16 protein-coding genes are annotated in these 19158 nt (G+C 72.2%); 5 read left to right on the plus strand and 11 right to left on the minus strand.

Going from position 1 to position 19158, the window contains the following annotated elements; translation table 11 throughout:
- The first annotated feature begins 38 nt into the window (after positions 1-38).
- Positions 39-1667: a hypothetical protein gene (locus KHA85_RS01735; RefSeq protein ID WP_236885003.1), complete on the plus strand. Its 1629-nt coding sequence runs from the start codon at positions 39-41 to the stop codon at positions 1665-1667.
- Positions 1668-1735: 68 nt separating this feature from the next.
- On the opposite strand, the gene KHA85_RS01740 is transcribed toward KHA85_RS01735, so the two are convergent.
- Positions 1736-2590: a universal stress protein gene (locus KHA85_RS01740; RefSeq protein ID WP_213184572.1), complete on the minus strand. Its 855-nt coding sequence runs from the start codon at positions 2588-2590 to the stop codon at positions 1736-1738.
- A 197-nt stretch (positions 2591-2787) separates the two neighbouring features.
- Between KHA85_RS01740 and KHA85_RS01745 the strand changes: the two genes are divergently transcribed.
- The 3 genes from KHA85_RS01745 (at position 2788) to KHA85_RS01755 (ending at position 5383) form a co-directional block, all read left to right on the plus strand.
- Positions 2788-3225, plus strand: a complete 438-nt coding sequence (locus tag KHA85_RS01745; RefSeq protein WP_061227581.1) for a Fur family transcriptional regulator — start codon at positions 2788-2790, stop codon at positions 3223-3225.
- A gap of 55 nt (positions 3226-3280) precedes the next feature.
- Positions 3281-4807 carry a catalase gene (locus KHA85_RS01750; RefSeq protein ID WP_213184573.1) on the plus strand — a complete coding sequence of 509 codons (1527 nt, stop codon included), beginning with the start codon at positions 3281-3283 and terminating at the stop codon, positions 4805-4807.
- A 90-nt stretch (positions 4808-4897) separates the two neighbouring features.
- The gene (locus KHA85_RS01755) at positions 4898-5383 is read left to right on the plus strand and encodes a Dps family protein (protein WP_236885004.1); all 486 of its coding nucleotides are present in this window, start codon (positions 4898-4900) and stop codon (positions 5381-5383) included.
- Between the two features lie 157 nt (positions 5384-5540).
- Here the strand turns inward: KHA85_RS01755 and KHA85_RS01760 are convergent, their stop codons facing one another.
- From KHA85_RS01760 to mbhE, 9 genes are all read right to left on the minus strand, one after another.
- Complete coding sequence (locus tag KHA85_RS01760; RefSeq protein WP_213184574.1) at positions 5541-6602, minus strand: phosphotransferase family protein; 1062 nt, start codon at positions 6600-6602, stop codon at positions 5541-5543.
- A complete protein-coding gene (locus KHA85_RS01765) occupies positions 6599-7795 on the minus strand; it encodes a TIGR03857 family LLM class F420-dependent oxidoreductase (protein WP_236885005.1) in 1197 nt (398 codons plus the stop codon). Before KHA85_RS01765 ends, KHA85_RS01760 begins: the two co-directional genes overlap by 4 nt.
- Before the next feature lie 118 nt (positions 7796-7913).
- Positions 7914-9299 carry a magnesium transporter gene (gene mgtE, locus KHA85_RS01770; protein WP_236885006.1) on the minus strand — a complete coding sequence of 462 codons (1386 nt, stop codon included), beginning with the start codon at positions 9297-9299 and terminating at the stop codon, positions 7914-7916.
- Position 9300: 1 nt separating this feature from the next.
- Positions 9301-9651 (minus strand): cation:proton antiporter, encoded by a 351-nt coding sequence (locus tag KHA85_RS01775; protein ID WP_063972202.1) that lies wholly within the window; start codon positions 9649-9651, stop codon positions 9301-9303.
- Between the two features lie 5 nt (positions 9652-9656).
- Complete coding sequence (locus KHA85_RS17790) at positions 9657-9929, minus strand: monovalent cation/H+ antiporter complex subunit F (RefSeq protein ID WP_197471211.1); 273 nt, start codon at positions 9927-9929, stop codon at positions 9657-9659.
- A complete protein-coding gene (locus KHA85_RS01785) occupies positions 9926-10255 on the minus strand; it encodes a Na+/H+ antiporter subunit E (RefSeq protein WP_063972203.1) in 330 nt (109 codons plus the stop codon). Before KHA85_RS01785 ends, KHA85_RS17790 begins: the two co-directional genes overlap by 4 nt.
- The gene (locus tag KHA85_RS01790) at positions 10255-11766 is read right to left on the minus strand and encodes a proton-conducting transporter transmembrane domain-containing protein (RefSeq protein ID WP_213184575.1); all 1512 of its coding nucleotides are present in this window, start codon (positions 11764-11766) and stop codon (positions 10255-10257) included. Before KHA85_RS01790 ends, KHA85_RS01785 begins: the two co-directional genes overlap by 1 nt.
- Positions 11763-12095 (minus strand): sodium:proton antiporter, encoded by a 333-nt coding sequence (locus KHA85_RS01795; RefSeq protein ID WP_131885802.1) that lies wholly within the window; start codon positions 12093-12095, stop codon positions 11763-11765. The genes KHA85_RS01790 and KHA85_RS01795 overlap by 4 nt, the downstream gene beginning before the upstream one ends.
- Positions 12092-15199, minus strand: a complete 3108-nt coding sequence (gene mbhE / locus KHA85_RS01800) for a hydrogen gas-evolving membrane-bound hydrogenase subunit E (protein WP_213184576.1) — start codon at positions 15197-15199, stop codon at positions 12092-12094. The genes KHA85_RS01795 and mbhE overlap by 4 nt, the downstream gene beginning before the upstream one ends.
- 181 nt (positions 15200-15380) lie before the next feature.
- Here mbhE and KHA85_RS01805 point away from each other — a divergent pair, with 181 nt between their 5' ends.
- Positions 15381-16859: a hypothetical protein gene (locus KHA85_RS01805; RefSeq protein WP_213184577.1), complete on the plus strand. Its 1479-nt coding sequence runs from the start codon at positions 15381-15383 to the stop codon at positions 16857-16859.
- A 111-nt stretch (positions 16860-16970) separates the two neighbouring features.
- Here KHA85_RS01805 and KHA85_RS01810 read toward each other — a convergent pair whose 3' ends face one another.
- Positions 16971-19061: an acyl-CoA dehydrogenase family protein gene (locus tag KHA85_RS01810; protein ID WP_213184578.1), complete on the minus strand. Its 2091-nt coding sequence runs from the start codon at positions 19059-19061 to the stop codon at positions 16971-16973.
- Positions 19062-19158: the final 97 nt, after the last annotated feature.

The following is a 19158-nucleotide window of genomic DNA, read 5'->3' on the forward strand; positions in this document are numbered from 1 at the left end:
CGCAGCGGCGGGACCGCCCCGAGTGGTGGAATCTCGGCATGGACGCGTCGCCCCGGACTCTCGCAGTCTTCCTTTCCTCTGCGGTGGTCGCCGCGGGCATCAGCGCGGCGCTGCCCTCTGCGGCCGCCGCTCAGCCGGCTACGCCGCCCGCCCTCGGCCCCGCCGGCACAGCCACCGTCCACGGCGACGCCGCCTCCACCGACACGCTGCCCGGCCGCGGCCCCGGCGCGCACCCCGCGATCGCCTCGGGCCTCACCGGAGCGACCTGCTCCACCGTGTTCGTCGGCACCGACGGCATGCCCGTCGCCCTGTGCACCGCCTACCTGGGACTCACCCCGCCCACCCCGCTCGCGCCGACGGTCAAGCTCTTCCATCCCGACACTGCGGCGGTGCTGGCGGAGGTGCAGCTGACCAAGGGCGCGCTGCTCGGCTGGGTCTACGGGTACCTCGACGCGCAGGACCGGGTGGTGGTCGCGGACGGGGACCGACGGCTCCTCGCCGTCGGGCATCATCGCGCGCCGGACGGCTCCTGGCGCATGACGGTCGACGTCCTGGCCGACCTCGCCCCGGCCGTCCCCGACGGGGACGCGATCACCGGCCTCATGCCCGCCTTCGACGGCCGCGTGTGGTTCGCGACGTCCGGCGGGGTGGTGGGAACCGTGCGGCCCCGCGGCGCGAGTGGCGGCGGTGACGCCGGCGGCCCGGCGACGGTCGGCGCGGAGGAGGGTGCCGGTGTCGACGACGACGAGCTCCGCTACCTCGCCCTGCCCGCAGGGGAGAAGATCTCGAACGGGCTGACCGTCCGGCCGGGAGGCGCGTCGGTGATCACCACCCGCGCGCTCTACGAGATCGACACCTCGGTCGACGGGACGCCGACCGTGCGCTGGCGGCGCGGCTACGAGGTGGGGCCCGCGCGGAAACCGGGCCTGCTGGCCCACGGGTCGGGGACGACGCCCACTTACTTCGGGCCCGATGACTCGCTGGTGGCGATCACCGACGACGCCGAGCACCCCGATCTGATCGTCCTGCGTCGGGACGACGGGTCCGAGGTCTGCCGGATGCCCGCGTTCGCCACCACGGTGCGGCCGGACTCGGTGGCCGCCGACGGTGTCCTCATCGACGGGCCCGCCGCCACGGCGAACTCGATCATCGCGTCCGGGGACGCGTTGGTGCTGGTCAACACTTATGGCTTCGAGTACCCGCCGTTCGCCGTGGACGGCCCCGCGGCGCCGGCGTCGGCGCCGTACACGGGCGGAATGACCCAGATCGACGTGCGGCCCGACGGGCCGGGGGACCCGGGCCCGAGCTGCTCGCGCGCGTGGACCTCGACCGCACGCACCGCGTCCCTGCCCAAGCTGACGACGGGTGACGGGCTCATCCACGCGCTGGCGTACGGTCCGCGACGCGACGGGGGACCGGACGCGCTCGGCCCGGCGGCCGGCTCGGCGGGGCTGCCGCTCGATCAGGGGCCGGCGCAGAAGGTCGGCCCGGTCGATGTCACCTCGACGGATGTGGAGACCGGCCGCGAGGTCGCCCGGACCTTCGTCGGCCACGCCCCCTTCGACGAGCCGATGGAGCTGACCGGCACGATCGCCTCCCGCGGCGACGCCCCGGGCATCATGTGGCAGCCCGCGCTCACCCGCATGCTGCGCATCGGGCCGGCCTGAGTTCCGATCTCGTGCAGGACCAGCCGGACCCGATGTCGCGGAGGGCATGGGGTCGGACGCGCGAAGGGTCAGTCGGCGGGGCGGACGACCGCGACCGGGCACGGCGCCGTCTGTAGCAGCCGCCGGCTGACCGAGCCCAGCAGCAGGCCGGCGAAGCCGCCGTGGCCCCGTGAGCCGGTGACCAGCAGCGACGCGCCCGCGGCTTCGTCAGCGATCGTGACGGCGGGCTCGCCGACGACGAGGATGAGCTCGACCTCCACGCCCGGATGGCGGGCCTCGTGCGGGGCGAGGGAGTCGAGGACCTCTTTCTCATCCTCGGCGATCACGCTCTCGGCCAGCCGATCGAGGTCGAACAGCGACGCCCCCGGGAGCCGGGGCACCTCCACTGAGTGGACCGCCCGCAGGGTGGTCGCGCGGCGCTCGGCCTCGGCGAACGCGTACGCGACGGCCGCGCTGCTGGCCTCCGAGCCGTCGGCGGCCAGCACGACCGGGCCCCCGGTGGGGTCAGCGGGCGCGTGCGGAGTGATGACGATGACCGGGCAGGTCGCGTGCTCGACGACCCCGGCGGACGTGGAGCCCATCGCGAAGTCCTCACGCACGGTGAGTCCGCGGCTCCCCACGACGATCGCCGACGCGTTGCGGCCGGCCTCGACCAGTGCCCCGACTGGGCTGTCGGCGATCACCCGGTACGTGGTGGGGACCTCGGCGACGAGATCGGCGAGCTGGTCGCGCATCGCGCCCTCGACGTTCGCGCGGGCGGTGTCGTCGAAGGCGACCACGCGACCGACGGCGCGGTCGGCCGAGATCACCTCGAGCGGTGTGCCCAGCTCGCGGGCCCGGGCGGCGGCCCAGGTCACGGCTCGACGGGAGTCCTGCGAGCCGTCGTAGCCGCACACGATCGGTCCGGTGGCGGTCTCCGTCATGGCGTCCTCCTGCGCGTTCTCGGGTCACCCGTCAGCCTAGTCGTCCGCCGCCCGGCCCCGGCCCACTCCTCGGGCGCGCGGCTCCGGCCCACTCGTCTGACCGCCCGCCCCCCGTCGGTCGTTCGATACGAGGACCTCACTTAAGGGAGGAGTTCTGTTTCTGGACTAGTTCCAGAAAGTGGGCTATGGTGGGTGCGATGACGACAGCAGAGGAACAGGGAGCACTGCTCCGACAAGCCGGATTGAGGGTCACCTCGCCGCGCCTTGCGGTCCTCGACGTCGTCGCCGGTCGTCCCCATATCGCGGCGGAGGACGTCGCCTCCCTCGTCCGGGAACGACTGGGCGCGGTGTCCACGCAGACCGTCTACGACGCGCTGCGGGTGTGCACCGAGGTCGGTCTCATGCGCCGTATCGAACCCGCCGGCTCGCCGGCGCGGTACGAGCGACGCACGGGGGACAACCACCACCACCTCGTGTGCCGGCACTGCGGGCGCATCGAGGACGTCGAATGCGCGGTCGGGCACGCACCCTGCCTCTCCGCCGACAGTGACCACGGCTTCCGGATCGACGAAGCAGAGGTCAACTACTGGGGCACATGTCCCGAATGTCGGGCGAAGCAGTCCGCGCTCGTCTAAGACTGAGACCCAGATCACATCCACTCCACACCACTCATCCGAGGAGCATCACGACGTGACCGTTCACCCCGCCGACCGCGGCGTTCGCGAATTCCAGCCCGGCTCGCACACCACCACCGACAGCGGCCAGCCCGTCCCCAGCGACGAGTTCAGCGCCCAGGTCGGCAAGAGCGGCCCGCAGGCGCTGCACGACTTCTACCTCATCGAGAAGCTCGCCCACTTCAACCGCGAGAACATCCCGGAGCGTCTGCCCCACGCCAAGGGCTCGGGCGCGTTCGGCGTCTTCGAGACCACCGAGGACGTCTCGGACATCACCTGCGCCGGCCTGTTCCAGAAGGGCGTCAAGACGCCGATGCTGGCCCGCTTCTCCACCGTCGCCGGTGAGAAGGGCAGCCCGGACACCTGGCGCGACCCGCGTGGCTTCGCCCTGAAGTTCTACACCGAGGAGGGCAACTACGACCTCGTCGGCAACAACACCCCGATCTTCTTCATCCGCGACGCCATCAAGTTCCCGGACTTCATCCACTCGCAGCGCCGGAAGAACGCCTCGGGCCTGCGCAACCACGCCATGCAGTGGGACTTCTGGACCCTGAGCCCCGAGTCCACGCACCAGGTCACCTGGCTCATGGGCGACCGCGGCATCCCCGCCACCTGGCGTCACATGGACGGCTTCGGCTCGCACACCTACCAGTTCATCAACGCCGAGGGCGTGCGCCACTGGGTCAAGTTCCACTTCAAGACCAACCAGGGCATCAAGAACCTCACCCAGGCCGAGGCCGACAAGTTGGCCGGCGAGAACGCCGACTACCACCGTGAGGACCTCTACGAGGCCATCAAGAACGGTGACTACCCGTCCTGGGACCTGCACGTCCAGGTCATGCCGGTCGCCGAGGCGGCCACCTACCGGTACAACCCGTTCGACCTGACCAAGACGTGGTCGCAGCGCGACTACCCGCTGCGCAAGGTCGGCACCATGACGCTGAACCGCAACCCGCAGAACCACCACGCGCAGATCGAGCAGGCCGCGTTCGCGCCGACCAACATCGTCAAGGGCATCGGCTTCTCGCCTGACAAGATGCTGCTCGGTCGCGTCTTCGCCTACCCGGACATCCAGCGCTACCGCATCGGTGCCAACTACCAGCAGGTCCCGGTCAACCGGCCGCTCTCGGAGGTGAACTCCTACTCCAAGGAGGGCGCCATGCAGTTCGAGTTCCCGCACCCCGCGCAGGCCGAGTACCACCCCAACTCGCTCGGCGGGCCGGCGGCCGATCCGGCCAAGGCCTACGACCTCGGCGCCTGGGACGCCGAGGGCACCGAGATCTTCCGCGGTGACCTCACCCCCCATGCCGATGACACGGACCAGGTCCAGGCGACGATCCTGTACCGCGAGGTGATGAACGACGAGGAGCGCGAGCGACTGGCGGCCAACATCGCCGGCCACGTGTCCGCGATCCACCCGGACGAGACCGAGCTGCTCGATCGCGTCTACGCCTACTGGGCCGCCGTCGACGAGGGCCTGTGCCAGGCCGTCAAGGCCGGCGTCGAGGCCGGCCCGCGCGGCAACCACCGGCTGCAGGACTGACGGCAGTCAACAGAACGGGCATACTGGGAACGTCCAGTGCACGATCCGATTCACTTCCACGACCCGGAGAAACCGGGTCAGAAGGGAGCCATGATGGCTGCTGATTCGAATGCTCTGTTCACCTCGTTCGTCCCCGCCGAGGCTCAGGAGGCGGTGACGAACGCCCTGCAGGAGTCGCTGGTCGACCTGATCGACCTGTCGCTCGTCGCCAAGCAGGCGCACTGGTCCGTCGTCGGCCCGCGCTTCCGGAGCATCCACCTCGCGCTCGACGAGGTCGTGACGGACGCCCGCGCCTTCGTCGACGAGGTCGCCGAGCGGGCCACCGCCGTCGGCGTCAGCCCGGACGGCCGCTCCGCGACGGTCGCGGCCAACAGCGCGCTGGACGAGGTCTCGGCCGAGTTCACCTCAGACGACAAGGTCGTGCTGGTCATGACCGAGGCCCTCGAGGCGGCCATCAAGCGCCTTCGGGCCAACATCGGCAAGGTCGGCGACGACCCGGTGACCGAGGACCTGCTCATCGGCATCAGCGCCCGGCTCGAGCAGTTGCACTGGATGTGGCAGGCCCAGTCGGTCTGATCGGCTCGGCCTGACCCTCCCGCCCACGAGATCCGCTACTCCGCCTACGGATCCGCGCCCCTCACACGGGTAGCGGATCCCGCGGCGGGGTAGCGTATTTCGTCATTTCGGCCGGGGACGACGACGAGGTGGACTCGTACCCCGGCGGCGCCCGGGGTCAGCCGGACCGGGCCACCGCCAGCGCGTCGTGGTCGGCGATCGCGCGGCACGACCGGCGCATGAGCACGGTGAACATCTCGTCCCCGCGGGGCGTGCGCGTGCCGTACATCCACCCGAAGATCCCCAGCACCGGCGTCTGCAACAGCCCGTACACGTAGTCGTTCCAGCACTCGTCCGCCGAGTACCCGGTGACCCCGTGGCCCGACAGCGCACGGTGGTACTCCGCGACGATCTCGCGCTCCGCGGACCGCCGGTCGCCCACCGTGAGGCTCGAGCCGAGGAAGCCGCCCAGGTCCCGACCGGGCAGGCCCACCGCCAGCGTCTGCCAGTCGCACGCCAGCGAGGGACGGCTCCCGACCGGGTCGACCAGCATGTTGTCGGCCCGGTAATCCGCGTGCAGGAGAGCGAACCGCTCGGCCCGCCCACTGGCCCACTGTGCGATCAGCGGGGCGATCCCGGCCATGATGCGGCGCTCGTCGTCGTCGAGCCCTCCCCCGAGCTCGGAGAGGAACGCCTCCACCGCCGGCCCGCCGAGCTCCTGCAGCGTGACGTTGTCCTCGACCGTCGGCACCGACAGGCCCTCGACGCGTCGCAGCTCGGGGTCGCACCACCGCGGCCCGTGCAGGCCCGCGAGGTTGGTCGCGCAGTCCACGGCCTGTTCGATGGACAGGCCGGTGAGCTGGTCGCCCTGCACCAGCGGTGAGACGTCGTCCAGGACCAGCGTGAACTCGCCCTCCCGCTCGCCGAGCTGCGCGAACCGAGCCCGCGGCACGCGGACGGCGACGGTCGGCGCGAGGTCACGGTAGAACAGCACCTCGCTCCGGTACACGCCGTGCAGCAGCGGGCGCATGCCCTCGTCGGGATTCGGCAGCTTGACGAAGAGCGTCGGTGGCAGCCCGTCGCCGTCGACGTGGGCGCGCACGCAGCAGCCGATCTGGCCCGTGCCCACAAGCTCTGTGCGCACCGACCGGACCTCGGTGCCGAGCGCCTCCGACAGCCACGGCGCCGTCACCTCCTCCGGCGTGCAGGCCACCCGGGGGTTCGACGCGACGCTGGTCATGACGGCAGGTCCTCTCGTGGGCGGGCGGTGTCCGGTCGCTCAGCGGCCTCTGCTGCGTTCGCTGCCGTGTCCGCTGCGCTGGCGTCTCGGCGCGACCGGATCCGGCCAGGGTTGGCGTCGAGATGGGCGAAGCGATCGGGGTCCCGTCGACGCCGCCACTCGGCGAGCACCGGGGCGAGCTCGTCGGGCGTGGCGCCTTGCAGCACCACCGAGTCCGCGCCCAGCGCGAGCTGCCCGTCGATCCGGTCCGCGCAGTGTGCGGCGCTGCCCACCGCGGCGGTGGCGAGCCACTCGTCGGGCAGGACGTCGGACGCGTGGCGCAGCAGGTCGAGGTCGTCGGTCGCGTCGAGCGCACCGGAGTGTGCTGACAGTCGTTCGTCGGCGCGGAATCGCTCGAGCCCCGCCGGGTCCCAGTCGTTGACGCGGACCAGGACGTCGCCGTAGCCGGTGAGGTAGGTGGCCAGCCGCCCGACGAGCTTGCGCAGTCGCGCCGCCTCGTCGAGCGAGTCCTCGATCGTCGCCATCACGGACCAGACGCGGACGCCGGCGGGATCGCGACCGGCCCGCTCGGCCGACTCGCGCACCAGACGCACGCAGCGCTCGACCGCCGCATCGGACATGAAGGTGTGGAGCACGACCCCGTCGGCGATCCGCCCGGCCAGCCGCAGCTGGTTGTCGCCCATCGCCATGAGCAGCACGGGGATGTCCTCGGCGAACGCGGAGTCCTGCACCAGGTACGGGTAGCTGCCGGCGGGTCCGTCGTGGCCGACCACCGCGCCGCCCGCCCACAGCGTCCGGTAGAGGCCGATCGCGTCCTCGAGCTGCGCGGAGGTCACGTGCGGCAGGCCCATGATGTCGAACAGCATCGGGATCCCGCGCCCCAGCCCGAGCGCGTAGCGGCCGCCGGACATGCGGTGCAGCGTGGCGGCCATCGTGGCGGTGACCAGCGGGTGGCGGGTGTTGTGGTTGGTAGCGGCGGTGCCCACGCCGATGCGGCTGGTCGCGGCCACGGCGGCGCCGGCCATCACCGCCGCGCCCTTGAGCGCGAACCGCTCCGAGAGCAGGATCGAGCCGAGCCCCAGCTCCTCGGCGCGGGCGGCCTCGGCGAGGAGGTCCGCGGGCGCGGCGCTGTGCCCGGCCAGGCCGTAGCAGGCGAGTTCGGGCATGAGATTGTCGGTGGCATCGTGCGGCATGGGCACCCTCTGGCGGCGGACCGTCACCCGGGGTCTGGTGATGAGGGTCACACTAGCGGCCGGGCGGACCTCGCGGTCGGTTCCCGTCGCTGACCGTGGGGAGCCGGTCAGTTCACCGCTACAGGCCCAGCACCGCCCGCGCGATGAGGAAGTACACGACGAGCCCCGTGGCGTCGACGAAGGTCGTGATGAACGGATTGGAGAATACGGCCGGGTCCGCTCGGACGGCCTGGGCGAGCAGCGGCATGAGCCCGCCGACGGTCGCCGCGATCGTGCACAGCGCCAGTAGCGTGAGCCCGATGACCAGGCCGAGGTCGGCGTCGTAGACGAGCCCGGTGACCGCGGAGCCCACGGCGCCGAGGATGACGCCCAGCGTGAACCCGGCCCGGATCTCCTGGCTGAGCACCCGCAGGGCGTCGCGTGGGCGCACGTCGCCGAGCGCGAGCGCACGGGTGACGGTGGTGGCGGCCTGGTTGCCGGTGTTGCCGCCGGTGCCGATGATGAGCGGGACGAACAACGACAGCGCCACCACCTGCTCGATGGTCGCCTCGAACACCTCGAGGACCTGCACCGTCAGCGCGGCGCCGAACGCCAGCACGAGGAGCCACACGACGCGGGAACGCACCAGCGTCCGCACGGGCGTGGCGAGGTAGGGGCGCCGGAGAGGTTCGGAGCCACCTGCGCGGGCGGTGTCCTCGGTCTCGGCGTCCTCGAGGATGCGCAGCGCGTCGTCGAAGGTGAGGATCCCGACCAGGCGGTGCTCGTCGTCGACGACCGGCAGGACGATGAGGCGCTCGTCGGCGGAGCGGCGGGCGGCGGCCTCCGCGGACTCGCTGGCGCGGGCGGTGATCGCCTCGTTCATGAGCTCCCGCACGGGCGTGCCCGGCTCCGCACGCATGATCGCGCGCAGTCCTACGATCCCCACTAGTCGCCGTTGGTCGTCGGTGACGGGGATCGCGTAGATCGTCTCCGCCTGGTCGATCCGTCGCCGGACCCGCTCGAGGGTCTCGCCGGCGGTGAGGTCGGGGTGGGTGGAGACGAACTCCGGGCTCATCCGCCGGCCCACCGAGCCGGTGGGGTAGTCGAGCACCGCGGCGGTGAGCGCCTGCTCGGCGTGGTCGAGCTCCCGCAGGAGCCGCGTGGCGACGTGGGCGGGGAGCTCGTCGACGAGCCCGGCGCGGTCGTCGGGGTCGAGGTCGGTGAAGAGCTGGTTGACCCGCTCCGCGTGCAGGTCCCGGATCAGCTCGGATTGCAGCGGCGGGTCGAGCGCCTCGAAGACCACCAGGGCCGTGCCCTTGGGCAGGAGCCGGAAGACGACGGCCCGGTCCCTCGCGCCGCTGCGCTCGAGGACGTCCACGACCAGTGACGGCGGCAGGGCCTCCACCATGGCCGCCGCGGCGTGCAGGTCACCTGCGCCGACGAGTGAATCCAGCCGTCGTGCGGCTTCGGCCGGGTCGCGGTCGGACATCGCCCACGACGAGCGCGCATCCTCCGGCCCGGTCATATCAATCCTCGTCGGCGATGTCGTCGTAGGCGGTCAGCGGGTCGAGTCGGCCGTCGGCGCGGTAGGCGGCGCGCGCGAGGGTGATGGAGGCGACCGTGGTGACGACCACCGTCGCGCCGAGCGCCACCAGTGCCATGAGAGTCGCCATCCAGGTGAACCCGGTGGTCAGCTCGTGAACGTACGCGGACAGGATGAACAGCATCATGCCCAGGCCGGTCGCCACGGACAGGATGTTGATCCGGGTGAGCGCGTCGCCGGCACGGGACATGGTCACCGCGGCCACCAGGAAGCACAGTGATCCGAGCAGCGCCAGGACGCCGATCAGCAGGTCCGTGAGCATCGAGGTGTCCATCGCCGTCACCGCTGTCCCCGTGAGAGCAACCGCGCGAGCGCGACGGTCGAGAGGATCCCGATGAGAGAGCCGAGCATCACGACGTCCAGCGCCACCGCGGATCCCTGGCGGATCACGAACAGCACGAACAGCGCCACCGCGCAGAAGTAGCTCAGATCGGCCATGACGGCGCGGTTGGCGTCTCCGGGCCCACGCACGGCCCGGACGACCGCGACCACCATGCTCGCGACGACGATCACGGTCGACACCGCCAGGAGAATCGTCAGGAGCGGACTCACGCGTCATCACCTCGCAGGACGGACAGCACCCGGTTCTCCGTCTGACCGAGCAACTCGATCATCTCCTCCCGTGGACCGCCCAGCACCACGTGGACCCACATCTCGTCGTCGCCGATGACCGTCACGAGCGTCCCCGGCGTGACGGTGATGGCCCACGCCAGCGCGGTGATCTCCACGTCGGTGCGGCAGCGCATGGGGTACCGCACCAGCACCGGGGTGCCGATGGGGCCGGGGGTGACGGCCTCCTTGGCCAGCGCCCACGACGACAGGACGACGTTCCACAACAGCCAGGCCAGGACCACCGGGGCCCGCAGCACGCGACGCATCACGGGCGGCCCCCGATCGTCGACTCCGTCATCGCGTCCGGCCCGCCGAGAACCGCCGCGACGTACGCGTCGGTGTCCACGAGGCCGGCGACCGCTCGGTCCACCTCGGGCGCGACCGCCCCGTAGCCGAGGAACAGCGCCACCGAGACGGCGGCGAGTGCGCCACCGGGCACGAGCAGCCTCGTCGGAACGCGGCGGGCCGGGCGCGCCTCGTCGTGGTCACTCCCGCCCCACATTGTGCCGCGCCACAGCCGGAGCATGGCGATCAGGCCGATGAGCGAGGCGACCAGGACGACGACGACGGTGACGACGCCCCACGCCCCGCCCGCCCCGAGGGCGGCGTCGATGACCTCGAGCTTGCCGATCAGTCCCGAGGTGGGGGGCAGTCCGACGAGGGCCGCGATCGCGAGCACGAGCAGAACCGCCAGCGGCCGCTCGCGGTACCAGAGGCCGGAGAGCCCGCCGAGCTGCCCGCTGCGGTACACGTGCTCGGCGGCGCCCAGCAGCATCACGAGGGCGCCGATGGTGACCATGTGGTGGATCATGTAGACGATCGCGCCGCCGGGGGCCTGGGCGACGGCGAGGGCGGCGAGGATGACACCGACGCCGGAGACCATCTGCCAGGCGAGGATCTCCCTGGCACCGGCCGGGGAGGCGGACGCGACGGCTCCCCACATGGTGGTCACCAGAGCCACCACCAGCAGCACCCTGCCCCAGGCCGGGTCGAGATCGAACGCGGTCGACCAGATGCGGATGATCGCGTACAGGGCGACCTTGGTGTGCAGCGCGGAGAACAGCGCCATGACCCCGGACGAGGTGCCCGGGTAGGCGCGGGGCAGCCACCCGTGGACGGGGACCGCGCCGGCCTTGATGCACAGCGCCATGAGCACGACGCCCAGCGCGGCGCCGACCCGGCCGTCCTCGCGTGCCGCTCCGGCGAGCACGGCGAGGTTGACGCTGCCCGCGGACGCGTAGACGAAGCCGACGCCGACGAGCAGGAGCGTGGAGGTCAGCAGGTTGATCACCACGAACAGGCGGCCCACGCCGAGCCGGCGCCAGGTGCCCGTCATGGCGATGAGCGCGTACGAGGGCAGCAGCATGACCTCGACGAAGACGAAGAGGTTGAACAGGTCGCCGGTGAGCAGTGCGCCGTTGGCGCCCGCCAGCAGCAGCAGGGCGAGCGGCGCGAAGTAGCGGCTGCGGCCGAACTCGCCGGTGAGATCGCAGAAGATCAGCGACGCCAGCGCGACCACGCCCGTGGTGACCAGCATGAGCGCCGTGAAGGAGTCGGAGACGAAGGGGATCGCCACGCCGGGGACGAATCCGCCGACCGAGCCGGCGACGACGGGCTCGGACCGGTGCTGCACAAGGAGCGCGACACCCGCGACCGCGGTGGCCGCAGGGACGGCCAGGGCCACGAGTCGCCCGGCCGTGCGCGACGGCAGGATCGCGGTCACGGCGGCGGCCATCACCGGGATGGCGGCCAGCAGCGGCAGCAGCAGGGCGGTCACGGCGCGGGCTCCTCACCGGTTGGCGGGACGTTGTGGGTGTCGTCGTCACGACTCACCACGGCGAGGGAGAGCATGAACACCGTCACCGCGAGGGTGATGACGATCGCGGTGAGGACAAAGGCCTGGGGGAGTGGGTCGGCGGATACATCGAGTCCGTTGACGCCCTCCAGCGGCTCGGCGCGCCACGCGGCGACCCCGGCGCTGAGCAGGGTGAGGTTGACGGCGTGGCTGATGAGCGCGAGCCCGAAGACGACGCGGACCATCCCGCGCTGCATCATCAGGTAGACGCCGCCCGCGGTGAGGACGCCGATCATGATCGCGATCGTCACGGGGTGACCTCCTCGGCGCCGTGGCCGGCGTCGTCGTCAGCGTCGCGGCTCTCACGGCGATCCCCATCGACGTCCGCGCCGACGCCCGCGCCGACCCCCGCCTTTCGCCGGGCCCGCCGCCCGCGCGCGCCCGAACGCCGACCGGTGTCCGGCTCGTCCGGGCCTGGTACGACCTCGATGGGCGCACGCCCGGCGCCGAGCGTGTTGAAGGCGGTCATGACCAGGCCGAGGACGCCGGCGAAGACACCGAGGTCGAAGATGAGGGCGCTCGACAGGTGCTGCCCGGCCACGTACCAGTGGGCGGGCTGCAGGAACTGCCCGAGCGCGTACCCGCCGATGCCGGTGAGGCCCGCGATCACGAGTCCGCCGCCGATGAGCGCGACCGGGGTGGACGGCCGGCTCACCGGGCGGTCCGACTCGCGGGCGAGGTAGATCAGCGCGAACGCGCACGCGGCGACGAGGGCCGCGATGAATCCGCCGCCGGGCTCGTTGTGGCCGCGCCACAGCAGCATCACGGAGACCACGCCGAGGATCGGCGTCACGCCGCGGGCGAGCAACTTCAGCGGCACGGTGTTGCGGGTGGCGTCCTCCAGCGCCTCCGCCGCGGTCCCGGTGCTCTGCACGGTGCCCGGTAGCGGGTCGGCGGCGGGCGGCGGGTCGATGGCCAGGGCGGTGGCCCGCACCGAGCCGAGGACCCCGAGGATCGCGATGCCGGCGACGCCGAGCACGGCGACCTCGCCGAAGGTGTCGAGCGCACGGAACTCCACCAGGATGGTGTTGACGACGTTGCTCCCGCCGGTGATCTCCGGCCCGTTCTCGAGCAGGTACATGCCGACGGGGGACCGCTCGCGGCGCCCGGTGAAGACGAGGACACCGATGGTGGCCGTGACACCGGTGAGCACGGCCAGGATGATGGCAGCGGTGTTCCGGGGGCGGGAGGCGGCGATGAAATCGCGGGGCAGGCGCCGAAGGACCAGCACGAACATGATGACGGTGAGGGCCTCGACCAGGAGTTGGGTCATGCCGACATCGGGTGCCCCGAGTCCGAAGATCTGGATGGTCACGGCGATGCCGACCGCGGACAGCAGCACGGCCGCGGCGAGCCGGGAGTGGGCGGCGCACAGTCCGAGGACGCCGACGATCACGACGATGAGCAGGACGACGTCGATCGACCTGTCGAGTCCCCCGACGCGCGGGGGGATCGTCGTGCCGGTGGCCAGTGCCCATCCGCCGATCCCGACCGCGTAGACGGTGAGGACGGCCAGCAGCGCGCCGGCGTGACGGGCGGGCGAATCCGACGCGGTGGGCCGGACGAGGGCGCGCCCGGCGCGGGTGACGGCGGAGGTCAGGGACTCCAGCACGGAGGCGCCGGTGAACGGCAGCAGCTCTCGGTCCAGCAGGCGGTCGACCGCGCGGCGGCGCCACACCAGCAAAGCGCCGACCACGAGGATCAGAGCGGTGAGCCCGACCTCGAGGGTGAGCCCGTGCCACAGGACGAAGTGGGCCTCGTGGGTGAGATCGTCGATCGTCCCGGCGGGCGGGGTGCCATAGACGACGCCGACGCCCGGCTCGTGTGGCGGCCAGCCGAACGGCCCGGCCGCGGCCTCCGCCACCGCGGACATCGGTACGTCGAAGACCCACACCACCAGTGACAGTGGCAGCCCGATCGCCGCGGGCAGGGCCGCGGGAAGCCATAACCGAACCGGTGCCTCGTGGACCTCGTCCACGTCCTTCGCGGGACGGGAGGGGTCGCGGTAGGCGCCGAGGAAGCCGCCCAGGACGATCCGCGCGCAGTAGAGGAAGGTGAGGATCGCCCCGATCACCGCGGCGGTGAGCAGCGCGGTCACCGCGACGGGCTGCCCGCCGGCGACGTCGCCGAACGCGATGAGCATGGACTCCTTGGACACGAAGCCCAGGGTCGGCGGGACGGCGGCCATGGCGGCCGCGCCGAGCACGGTGGCGCCGAACGCCCACGGCATGCGCCGCCACAGGGGGCCCAGGTCGCGGATGTCGCGCGCGCCGGCCTCGTGGTCGATCACGCCGACCAGCATGAACAGGCCGGACTTGAACAGGGCGTGGGCGACGGTGTGCAGCGCGGCGGCGGCGAGCGACTCCTGGGTCCCTACGCCGATCGCCGCGGTGATCCAGCCCAGCTGGCTCACGGTGGAGTACGCCATGAGCTGCTTGAGGTCGGTCTTCTGCAGTGCGAACACCGCCGCCATCACGGCCGTGCCCATGCCGACGGACACGAGCAGGGCGTTCCAGACGGGGACGTCGTGGAAGGCGGGGGAGAACCGCATGAACAGGAAGATGCCGGCCTTCACGACCGCGGCCGCGTGCAGGTACGCGCTCACGGGGGTCGCGGCGGCCATGGCGTCGGGCAGCCAGAAGTGGAACGGGAACTGCGCGGACTTGGTGAACGCGGCCACCGCCACGGCCGCGGCGACGGCCGCGGTGAACCCGGGGTCGGTGTACCAGACGTCGTGGGACAGGGCCTCGGAGATCGAGGTGGTGCCGGTACGGATCCATATGGCCACGAGCGCGCCCAGCAGCACGAGACCGCCGACGACCGTCACCGTGAGCGTGCGGAAGGCCGAGGAGTACGCGGGCCGGCCCGAGTTGGCGATCAGCGCGAACGACGCCAGCGAGGTGAGCTCCCAGCACACGTATAGCAGCACCATGGAGTCGGTGAGCACGAGTCCCAGCATCGAGACCGTGAACAGCGTCATGAGCTGGAAGAAGCCGTAGTGCTGTGGGCCGCGCGTCCGTGCCCGGCCGTCGCCGCTCGCCTCACCACCGGACAGGTACGACGACGAATAGATCAACACCACCGCGCCGATCACCAGCGCGAGCATCGCGAAGAGCAGTCCGGTGGGATCGGCGAACAGGTCCAGGGTCCAGTGGCGGGCCGGCACCCAGGGGATCCGCACCACCTCGGTGGGCATCCCCGACAGGGCCAGCGAGAGCGGCGACAGGAGGGCGAACGCGCCCAGGAGGTAGAGCGCTGCGAGCGGCCATCCCGCACCGCGCCCGAGCCACCTCGTGAGCGGCCACGCGAGAAGCGTAGCCAGGCCGGCCGAGGCGATCGCGAGGACGGGGCTCATGGCTCCTTCCTGCGCGGCGCGGTAGAGGTCGCTGTGCGGTGGCGTGCGGCGATGCGGGCGAACGAGTGCCCGGATCGGGGGTGCGGGACAGGGCAGAGTCTAACAACCCCCTCGGACACCGATACGGGGGCATGCCGAGTGACCTGCGGGAACCCGCGCGCCACCGGATTACGATCCGGCCATGACCACCTCGGATTCCCCCTCCGGCCCCTCAGCGGACACCGACGTCCTCCCCCCGGTCGGTGACCCCCCGTCCGCCGACGGGCGCGGGCCGGGCGGCGCCGCCGAGCCCGAGGCCGTACCCGCCCCCGCGCCCGCGACCGGGCCTGCGCGCGGGCCGGGTCCGTTCCGCCGGCTCGCGGGCCTGGTGCTCGTCATCGCACCACTGGTGCTCGCGGCGCTGTGGGCGGTGGTCGGCCCGACGCCCCAGCAGAAGGAGGCAGCCCCCGGGGCCGGCGGGCCCCTGCGCTCCGCGCTGTCCGAGGCGTCGGCCAACTCGTCCTTCACCGTCGCCGGGGCCGAGCAGCTCCGCTCCGGATCGGCCGAGCTCGCCGCCGGGGCCGGGCAGCTCCGCGACGGCTCGGCCGAGCTCGCCGCCGGGATGGAGCAGTTGCAGGCCGGCATGGGCCAGGCCGGCACGGGCGCCGACGAGGTGGCCGGCGGGGTCCGGCAGGTCGTCGGCGCCGTCCGAGGGGTCGCCGTGATCCAGGGTCAGGTCTCCACCGCCATCGAGGACGCCCTGACCCGACTCGAGGGCGACGCCCCCGAGGTCGTACAGGCCCGCAACGCGCTCATCGGCCTGCGCGACCAGCTCTCCGCCCAGGGTCTCGACCAGAACACCCTGAGCAACCTCGACCGTCTCGACTCCGGCGCCGCCGAACTCGCCCGCCAGCTCTCCCAGCCGGGCGCCGACCTGCGCGACGGCGTCTACCAGGCCACGCGCGGCGCCCGTGAACTCGCCACCGGGGCGGGCGAGCTCTCCACCGGCGCCGACGCGCTGCGCGACGGTGCGGCGAGCGTCGCCGACTCCGCCGGCCGCACCCAGGACGCCATCGGCAGGACCGGGCGCGCGCTGGCCGCCGAACAGGGCGAGGCCGCACCGGCGGCAGCCGCGGCCGCCGACGACGCCCAGCGGCGCACCTCCGCCGGGATCCTCGGCGTCGCCGCCGCCGCGGTCCTCGGGGCCCTGCTCGTCCAGCTCGTCCGCCGGCCCGGCTCGTCGCGCGCCGAATCCGTCCTGGCCCTGACCCTGCTCACGGCGGGCCTGTCCGCGTGGGCGCTGGCCACCGCGGACGGCCTCTCCGCGGCCGGGGTGGCCGCGGTCGTGGCGGTGGTCGCCCTCGTCGTCGTCGCCTCCTCCGCCCTGTGGCGCGCACTGGTCGCGGTGCTCGGCGCGTGGCCCGGACGGATCGTGGCGACCCTTCTCGCCGCCGCGGCGGCCGGCGCGGCGTGGTGGGTGTGGGTCGCCGGCGGCGCGCCCTCCGCGCTCGTCACCGCGACCTCCGCCACCACCACGGGGCAGGCCACCGCCGCGCTCGACGCGCTGCTGCTGGCCGGCCCCGCGTCAGTGGCGTGGACCGGCGCGGCTGTCCTGGCGGCCGTCGCGGTGTGCTCGCTGCTGGCGGTGCGCCTCGCCGGACGGCCCCGGGACCGCCGGTAGGTCCCGCGCCGCTGCGGCCCCGGGCCCGCCGCAACGAGAAGAGCGTTCCGCACACCTTCCTCTCGGGAAACGTGTGCGGAACGCTCTTCTCGATGAAGGGGTCGCGCGAGGTCAGTCGGCCAGGCCCGCGACCTCGTGCTCGTCCGCCGGCTCATCGGTCAGCGTGTCGACCCCGCCGTCGGTGAGCATGGGGACCTCGAACACGAACTCGGGGATCGCGAACGCGTCGACCAGCGTGCGCGCCCGACCGGCGAGCTTCGTGCACAGGCGGTTGCGCGCCGCGGTGGCGGCCTTGGTGCGCTCGGTGGTGAGACGGTTGTGCTCGAGGAACCAGCCCTTGTCGGCGTCGACGATGTCCAACACGTACAGGTCGCACAGCATCCCCAGGACCTCCTTGGCCTCCGGGTCCTCGCACGCGTCCACGGCCTCGGCGAAGCGGGCGAACACCCAGCTGTCCATGTGCGCGCGGCCGGCCTGCAGCAGGTGGTCCTGCGCCGAGTTGAACACCTTGAACGCCGCCGAGCCGTCCTCGCCCTGCGCCTTGCGCAGCCGGCGGGCGACCGTCTCCAGCAGGTGCTCCTCGCGGTCGACGAGCAGCTCGAGCTGGTTGCCGCGGTCGAGCAGGTCGGTGTGCTCGCGGTCGGTCACCGCGTCGACGAGCTTCTGCCACAGGGTCGAGGCGCGGGCCTTCTCCTGCACCACGTCCACGGCTGTGCCCAGCGCGAACGCCACCGTCTCGCGCTGGTCCATGTTCCCGAACTCGGACGCGTAGGCGGTGAGCAGCTCCTTGCCGACGAGCTGCGTGAGCACCACGTTGTCGCCCTCGAAGGTCGAGAAGACGTCGCAGTCCTTGCGCAGCTCGGTGATGCGGTTCTCGGCCATGTACCCCGCGCCGCCACAGGCGAGACGGGCCTCGACGATGGTGTCGTTGGCGAACGCGGTGACCGTGGCCTTGATGCCCGCGGCGTGGGTCTCCATCTCACGCCGCTTGACCTCGTCGAACGCCTCAGGGTTCCGCTCGAACTCGTCGAGCTCGGCGATGATCGCGTTCTGTGCGCACGCGTAGGCAAACGCCCGCGCCACCCGCGGCATCAGCCGACGCTGATGCTCGCGGTACTCCAGCAGCGGGATCCCCTTGCCGGTCTCCGGATGATCGAACTGACGGCGGACCAGCGAGTACCGCACGGCCATCGCCAACGCGGTCCGGGCCGCCGCGCCGGAGGCCGCCCCCACGGAGACGCGGCCGCGGATGAGCGTGCCCAGCATGGTGAAGAACCGGGCCCCCACCGAGTCGATGGGGGAGGAGTACCTTCCGCTGGCGTCGACGGCGCCGAAGCGGTCGAGCAGCGCCTCGCGGGGCACGCGCACATCGTCGAACCAGATGCGGCCGTTGTCCACACCCTGCAGGCCGCCCTTGTGGCCGTGGTCGGTGGTCCTCACGCCCGGCAGGTCGTTGCCCGACTCGTCCCGGATCGGCACGAGCAGGCAGTGCACGCCGTGGCGTAGCTCCTCGCCGTCCTCGTGGGTGATGAGCTGCGCGAAGACCGCCGCCATCCGGCCGTCGCGGGCCGCGTTGCCGATGTACGCCTTCTCGGCGCTGGGGGTGGGGGTGTTGACGACGAACTCGCCGGTCTCGCGGTCGTACGTCGCCGTGGTCTCGAGGTTCTGCACGTCCGAGCCGCCACCGATCTCGGTCATGGCGAAACAACCCAGGAGGTCCAGCGACATGACGTCCGGCAGGTACTTCTTACGCGTCTCGGCGTTGCCCAGGTTGGCGATCGCGCCACCGAACAGGCCCCACTGGACGCCGGCCTTGACCATCAGCGACAGATCGAGGTGCCCGAGCATCTCGAACGACGTCAACGCGCCGCCGGTGTCACCCGTGCCGCCGTCCTCCTCGCGGAAGCCGAGCTTGGGCATCCCCGAGTCCGCCAGCCGCTGGAGCTGGGCGAGGACGTGGTCGCGGTGCTCCTCCATGGTCAGCCCGATCGGATTGAGCATGTCCGGGGTCATGGAGTCGCGGGTGAACTCGCGCGCGTCCGCCCAGGTCCCGTCGAGGACCTTCTGCAGTGCGGCGGCGAGGGTCGGGTCCCCGGCACCGGTGGTGGTGATGCGGCCGAAATCGGGGTGCACCGGCGCGCCGTTCTCGGGCGCGGAATCCCCGGAAGTGGCGGCGTTCTGGACGTCGGTCTCTGAGGTCATGCCACGAGAATACGGAGTGTCGTCCGCCCTGTGCACCGGTAGACCGCCGCCGCGCGGCCGGAAATGAGCGGAGGGCCCGGACCACTGACGTGATCCG

Source organism: Dietzia massiliensis (genome assembly GCF_018390595.1).
Lineage (GTDB): Bacteria > Actinomycetota > Actinomycetes > Mycobacteriales > Mycobacteriaceae > Dietzia > Dietzia massiliensis.

Coding starts and splice junctions, on each gene's coding strand:
- KHA85_RS01745 (WP_061227581.1), top strand. CDS start 2,788: ATGACGACAGCAGAGGAACAGGGAGCACTGCTCCGACAAGCCGGATTG.
- KHA85_RS01765 (WP_236885005.1), bottom strand. CDS start 7,795: ATGCCGCACGATGCCACCGACAATCTCATGCCCGAACTCGCCTGCTAC.
- mbhE (WP_213184576.1), bottom strand. CDS start 15,199: ATGAGCCCCGTCCTCGCGATCGCCTCGGCCGGCCTGGCTACGCTTCTC.
- KHA85_RS01760 (WP_213184574.1), bottom strand. CDS start 6,602: ATGACCAGCGTCGCGTCGAACCCCCGGGTGGCCTGCACGCCGGAGGAG.
- KHA85_RS01755 (WP_236885004.1), top strand. CDS start 4,898: ATGATGGCTGCTGATTCGAATGCTCTGTTCACCTCGTTCGTCCCCGCC.
- mgtE (WP_236885006.1), bottom strand. CDS start 9,299: ATGACCGGGCCGGAGGATGCGCGCTCGTCGTGGGCGATGTCCGACCGC.
- KHA85_RS01735 (WP_236885003.1), top strand. CDS start 39: ATGGACGCGTCGCCCCGGACTCTCGCAGTCTTCCTTTCCTCTGCGGTG.
- KHA85_RS01785 (WP_063972203.1), bottom strand. CDS start 10,255: ATGCGTCGCGTGCTGCGGGCCCCGGTGGTCCTGGCCTGGCTGTTGTGG.
- KHA85_RS01775 (WP_063972202.1), bottom strand. CDS start 9,651: ATGGACACCTCGATGCTCACGGACCTGCTGATCGGCGTCCTGGCGCTG.
- KHA85_RS01805 (WP_213184577.1), top strand. CDS start 15,381: ATGACCACCTCGGATTCCCCCTCCGGCCCCTCAGCGGACACCGACGTC.
- KHA85_RS01740 (WP_213184572.1), bottom strand. CDS start 2,590: ATGACGGAGACCGCCACCGGACCGATCGTGTGCGGCTACGACGGCTCG.
- KHA85_RS01810 (WP_213184578.1), bottom strand. CDS start 19,061: ATGACCTCAGAGACCGACGTCCAGAACGCCGCCACTTCCGGGGATTCC.